The sequence below is a fragment of the Streptomyces durocortorensis genome, from assembly GCF_016901035.1.
GTDB lineage: Bacteria > Actinomycetota > Actinomycetes > Streptomycetales > Streptomycetaceae > Streptomyces > Streptomyces durocortorensis.
In genome coordinates, this window is sequence record NZ_JAFEUF010000536.1 from 1 (window position 1) to 798 (window position 798).

Below are 798 nucleotides of genomic sequence, written 5' to 3' on the forward strand. Positions count from 1 at the left end.
ACTGGCGATTGGGACGAAGTCGTAACAAGGTAGCCGTACCGGAAGGTGCGGCTGGATCACCTCCTTTCTAAGGAGCATCTAGATTCCGCAAGGAATCCAGAGCCACTACGTCGGCAAATGTTCGACGGTGGTCAGCTCATGGGTGGAACGTTGACTATTCGGCACGATGAGCACGGTTTCGTGAGTACTGCTTCGGCGTGGAAAATGAGAACGGGTTGATCGTGTCGGGCACGCTGTTGGGTGTCTGAAGGTACGGCCGAATGTGGCTGCCTTCTGATCCGGCCCCAGTGAACTCATCCGGTAAGGGTGGGGTGGTGGGTGGCTGGTCGTTGTTTGAGAACTGCACAGTGGACGCGAGCATCTGTGGCCAAGTTTTTAAGGGCGCACGGTGGATGCCTTGGCACCAGGAACCGATGAAGGACGTGGGAGGCCACGATAGTCCCCGGGGAGCTGTCAACCAAGCTTTGATCCGGGGGTTTCCGAATGGGGAAACCCGGCAGTCGTCATGGGCTGTCACCCGCTGCTGAACACATAGGCAGTGTGGAGGGAACGAGGGGAAGTGAAACATCTCAGTACCCTCAGGAAGAGAAAACAACCGTGATTCCGGGAGTAGTGGCGAGCGAAACTGGATGAGGCCAAACCGTATGCGTGTGATACCCGGCAGGGGTTGCGCATGCGGGGTTGTGGGATCTCTCTTTCACAGTCTGCCGGCTGTGAGGCGAGTCAGAAACCGTTGATGTAGGCGAAGGACATGCGAAAGGTCCGGCGTAGAGGGTAAGACCCCCGTAGCTGAAACAT

2 rRNA genes are annotated in these 798 nt (G+C 57.1%); both read left to right on the forward strand.

What is annotated here, in order from left to right:
• A 16S ribosomal RNA gene (locus JS521_RS35950) occupies nt 1-67 on the forward strand; the annotation flags it as partial.
• 298 nt (nt 68-365) lie between these two features.
• Nucleotides 366-798: ribosomal RNA gene (locus tag JS521_RS35955) — 23S ribosomal RNA — on the forward strand; the annotation flags it as partial.